Genomic DNA, 5,462 nt, shown 5'->3' on the forward strand with positions numbered 1-5,462 from the left:
TTTCGCGAAAAACCCTTGACAAGGATAAAGTTCGGTGCTATAATACGCGTCCACAAACACAGAGACCTAGGCTGAGTTAGCCCAGAGAGTGAGAGTGAATGATCTTTGACAACCAAATATAAGTAAACAAATCAACGTCTATTTGAGTTTTAATTTTACCAATTTTTAAAAAATTGGAATAAAGATTAAGCTTGATTAGAAATAGTTAAGTGATTCTTTGACAATGGTTCAAACCATTTCATTTTTAATGGAGAGTTTGATCCTGGCTCAGAGTGAACGCTGGCGGCGTGCTTAACACATGCAAGTCGAACGAGAACGGGTCTTAGCTTGCTAAGACTGTCAGCTAAGTGGCGGACGGGTGAGTAATGTATAGTTAATCTGCCCTTTAGAGGGGGATAACAGTTGGAAACGACTGCTAATACCCCATACTCCTTTTACATTAATTGTAATTGGGAAATGTTTTTTCGCTAAAGGATGAGACTATATGGTATCAGGTAGTTGGTGGGGTAAGAGCCTACCAAGCCAATGACGCCTAGCTGGTCTGAGAGGATGATCAGCCACACTGGAACTGAGACACGGTCCAGACTCCTACGGGAGGCAGCAGTGGGGAATATTGCACAATGGAGGAAACTCTGATGCAGCAACGCCGCGTGGAGGATGACGCATTTCGGTGTGTAAACTCCTTTTATATGGGAAGATAATGACGGTACCATATGAATAAGCACCGGCTAACTCCGTGCCAGCAGCCGCGGTAATACGGAGGGTGCAAGCGTTACTCGGAATCACTGGGCGTAAAGCGCGCGCAGGCGGCCTTTTAAGTTGGATGTGAAAGCCTATGGCTCAACCATAGAACTGCATCCAAAACTATCAGGCTAGAGTGTGGGAGAGGAAGATGGAATTAGTTGTGTAGGGGTAAAATCCGTAGAGATAACTAGGAATACCAAAAGCGAAGGCAATCTTCTGGAACATTACTGACGCTGAGGCGCGAAAGCGTGGGGAGCAAACAGGATTAGATACCCTGGTAGTCCACGCCCTAAACGATGAATGTTAGTCGTCGGGAAGCTAGTCTTTTCGGTGATGCAGCTAACGCATTAAACATTCCGCCTGGGGAGTACGGTCGCAAGATTAAAACTCAAAGGAATAGACGGGGACCCGCACAAGTGGTGGAGCATGTGGTTTAATTCGAAGATACGCGAAGAACCTTACCTAGCCTTGACATATTTAAGAACACTTTAGAGATAGAGTGGTGCCTTCGGGAGCTTTTATACAGGTGCTGCACGGCTGTCGTCAGCTCGTGTCGTGAGATGTTGGGTTAAGTCCCGCAACGAGCGCAACCCTCGTCACTAGTTACTAACGGTTCGGCCGAGGACTCTAGTGAGACTGCCTTCGCAAGGAGGAGGAAGGTGAGGACGACGTCAAGTCATCATGGCCCTTACGGCTAGGGCAACACACGTGCTACAATGGCCAGGACAATGAGAAGCGATACCGCGAGGTGGAGCAAATCTATAAACCTGGTCTCAGTTCGGATTGTAGTCTGCAACTCGACTACATGAAGCTGGAATCACTAGTAATCGTAGATCAGCTATGCTACGGTGAATACGTTCCCGGGTCTTGTACTCACCGCCCGTCACACCATGGGAGTTGATTTCACCCGAAGCGGGGAAGCTAAACTGGCTACCCTCCACGGTGGAATCAGCGACTGGGGTGAAGTCGTAACAAGGTAACCGTAGGAGAACCTGCGGTTGGATCACCTCCTTTCAGAGTATAGATGATATTTCCTCACAGAGTATCATCACAAACATCAAAAGACGCAGGTTTGTTTAATTGTTCAATCAATAACTTATGTTTGGTTGTCAAAGATTATTAGGATCTTTGACGTAACACCTGGGGAATTAGCTCAGCTGGGAGAGCGCCTGCTTTGCACGCAGGAGGTCATCGGTTCGATCCCGTTATTCTCCACCATTTCTGAAAAGAGATGCTGGATTGGAAAACTTAATAGAAGTATTCAAAAGAATGTTTCTATTAGGTTTTACACCTAAAGTTATTTAACTTATTATTGTTAAGAGTCTAACGTAATGTTGCATGATATGTATTTATACATAACATACAAAAAAATTACAATTTAACATAAAAAGTATTATCAAAGAATTTATTCAATGATGATATCTTTCATGTGCAAGAAACTCAATAAATTAGAAGTGTAAGAACTTCAAACTTATTAAACAACTAAACCATAAACAGAGAGATCTGTGAATGACTTATTTGCATTTAATAAGGTAGTACCTTAGAATTAATTAAATTAATCTAAGGGCAGATGGTGGATGCCTAGACCAGAAGAGGCGATGAAGGACGTACTAGGCTGCGATAAGCCAGGGGGAGCTGCCAAGAAGCTTTGATCCCTGGATTTCCGAATGGGGCAACCCGGCATGTTGCGAAGCATGTCACCTTTCGAGGAGCGAACGTGGGGAAGTGAAACATCTCAGTACCCACAGGAAAAGAAATCAACCGAGATTCCCCCAGTAGCGGCGAGCGAAAAGGGAGTAGCCCTAAAATCTTTGAGGTGTTAATAGAATAAGCTGGAATGCTTGACCGTAGAGGGTGAAAGTCCCGTATATGAAAACTAATCTTAGACTATTCGAGTAGGTCGGGACACGTGAAACCCTGACTGAATATGGGAGGACCACCTTCCAAGGCTAAATACTACTTCAGGATCGATAGTGAACCAGTACCGTGAGGGAAAGGTGAAAAGAACCGCAGTGAGCGGAGTGAAATAGAACCTGAAACCATCTGCCTACAATCATTCAGAGCCCTATGTTTTATACAGGGTGATGGACTGCCTTTTGCATAATGAGCCTGCGAGTTATGGTGACTAGCAAGGTTAAACACACGTGAAGCCGTAGCGAAAGCGAGTCTTAATAGGGCGTTAGTTAGTTGCTGTAGACCCGAAACTAAGTGATCTATCCATGGGCAGGTTGAAGCTGGTGTAAGAGCTAGTGGAGGACCGAACGGGTGAAGGTTTAAAACTTCTCCGATGACCTGTGGATAGGGGTGAAAGGCCAATCAAACTTAGTGATAGCTGGTTCTCTCCGAAATATATTTAGGTATAGCGTCATGTTCGAAACATGAGGGGGTAGAGCACTGATTGGGCTAGGGCCTATACCAAGGTACCAAACCCAGTCAAACTCCGAATACCTCATGTGAATTCATGGCAGTCAGGTGGTGGGTGATAAAATCCATCATCGAGAGGGAAACAGCCCAGACTACCAGCTAAGGTCCCAAAGTTCTATTTAAGTGGAAAAGGATGTGGAGTTGCTTAGACAACCAGGAGGTTGGCTTAGAAGCAGCCATCCTTTAAAGAAAGCGTAACAGCTCACTGGTCTAGCGATTCTGCGCCGAAAATATAACGGGGCTAAAATAGACACCGAAGCTGTAGATTTAGTATTTATACTAAGTGGTAGGAGAGCGTTCTAGTCAGCATTGAAGCCATACCGGTAAGGAGTGGTGGAGCGGCTAGAAGTGAGCATGCAGGCATGAGTAGCGATAAAACAGGTGAGAATCCTGTTCGCCGTAAACCCAAGGGTTCCTACACTATGCTCGTCATTGTAGGGTTAGTCGGGTCCTAAGCTGAGTCCGAAAGGGGTAAGCGATGGCAAATTGGTTAATATTCCAATACCAACTAATAGTTTAGTACGAAGGGGGGACGCATAGGGTTAAACGAGGTCACTGATGGAATAGTGGCTCGAAGGGTGTAGATAAGCTGGATAGGAAAATCCGCCGGCTGTTTTCGAGACCTGACAGGCTGATGACGCTCTTCGGAGTTGATTCAGAATCGTTGATACCGTCGTGCCAAGAAAAGCCTCTAAGTGTATTATTAGTTGCCCGTACCGTAAACCGACACAGGTGGGTGAGATGAGTATTCTAAGGCGCGTGGAAGAACCCTGGTTAAGGAACTCTGCAAACTAGCACCGTAACTTCGGAATAAGGTGTGCCTCCTTCTGTATATGGATTTACTCCAGAAAGCGGAAGAGGTTGCAACAAAGAGTCCCTCCCGACTGTTTATCAAAAACACAGCACTTTGCTAACTCGTAAGAGGATGTATAAGGTGTGACGCCTGCCCGGTGCTTGAAGGTTAATTGATGGGGTTAGCGATTCGTCGCGAAGCTCTTGATCGAAGCCCAAGTAAACGGCGGCCGTAACTATAACGGTCCTAAGGTAGCGAAATTCCTTGTCGGTTAAATACCGACCTGCATGAATGGCGTAACGAGATGGGAGCTGTCTCAACCAGGGATCCAGTGAAATTGTAGTGGAGGTGAAAATTCCTCCTACCCGCGGCAAGACGGAAAGACCCCGTGCACCTTTACTATAGCTTGACACTGCAATTGGGATATATTTGTGCAGGATAGGTGGGAGGCTTTGATTCTACGGCGCTAGCTGTAGATGAGCTATCCTTGAGATACCACCCTTATATATTCTGATTGCTAACTTGCGCCAATTATCTTGGCGGAGGACAATGTCTGGTGGGTAGTTTGACTGGGGCGGTCGCCTCCTAAAAAGTAACGGAGGCTTACAAAGGTTGGCTCAGATGGGTTGGAAATCCATCGTAGAGTATAATGGTACAAGCCAGCTTAACTGCGAGACGTACATGTCGAGCAGAGACGAAAGTCGGTCATAGTGATCCGGTGGTTCTGTGTGGAAGGGCCATCGCTCAAAGGATAAAAGGTACGCCGGGGATAACAGGCTGATCTCCCCCAAGAGCTCACATCGACGGGGAGGTTTGGCACCTCGATGTCGGCTCATCGCATCCTGGGGCTGAAGCAGGTCCCAAGGGTATGGCTGTTCGCCATTTAAAGCGGTACGCGAGCTGGGTTCAGAACGTCGTGAGACAGTTCGGTCCCTATCTGCCGTGGGCGTTGGATGATTGAGGAGAGTTGCCCCTAGTACGAGAGGACCGGGGTGAACGAACCACTGGTGTACCAGTTGTCCTGCCAAGGGCATCGCTGGGTAGCTATGTTCGGATGAGATAACCGCTGAAGGCATCTAAGCGGGAAGCCAACTCCAAGATGAATCATCCCTGAAGATCCGCAGAAGACTACTGCGTTGATAGGCTGGGTGTGTAAGTGTTGAAAGACATTTAGCTGACCAGTACTAATAGATCGTTTGTATTTACTTTATTCTTCAAATAGGTACTACCTTATTAAGTGCAAACTTAATAACATTAAGTCCTTGTAAGATTGTAATTTACCCAAAATCAACATTATGTCTAGACTCTTAACAATACTAAGTATCTCAAAGCTTACGAGCTGGGAGAAACATGAACACATCGGTGTTTATCTTTCTCTTAGTGGTGGGGCTAGAGGGAGGGTCATACCCAGCTCCATTCCGAACCTGGAAGTCAAGCCTCCCATCGCCGATAATACTGCAGGCTACGTCTGTGGAAATGTAGGTCGCTGCCACTTTGAGTT

1 tRNA gene and 3 rRNA genes are annotated in these 5,462 nt (G+C 46.3%); all 4 read left to right on the plus strand.

Features of this window, described 5'->3' with window-relative positions:
• Positions 1-244: 244 nt before the first annotated feature.
• Positions 245-1,758: ribosomal RNA gene (locus LDM93_RS11270) — 16S ribosomal RNA — on the plus strand.
• A 128-nt stretch (positions 1,759-1,886) separates the two neighbouring features.
• A tRNA-Ala gene (locus LDM93_RS11275) sits at positions 1,887-1,962 on the plus strand.
• A 331-nt stretch (positions 1,963-2,293) separates the two neighbouring features.
• Positions 2,294-5,170: ribosomal RNA gene (locus LDM93_RS11280) — 23S ribosomal RNA — on the plus strand.
• Between the two features lie 170 nt (positions 5,171-5,340).
• Positions 5,341-5,456 (plus strand): 5S ribosomal RNA (gene rrf, locus LDM93_RS11285).
• The 16S, 23S and 5S rRNA genes sit together here with 1 tRNA gene alongside, the layout of an rRNA operon.
• Positions 5,457-5,462 lie beyond the last annotated feature (6 nt).

The sequence above is a fragment of the Sulfurovum sp. TSL6 genome, from assembly GCF_019972115.1.
In the GTDB taxonomy this organism is placed as follows: Bacteria; Campylobacterota; Campylobacteria; order Campylobacterales; family Sulfurovaceae; genus Sulfurovum.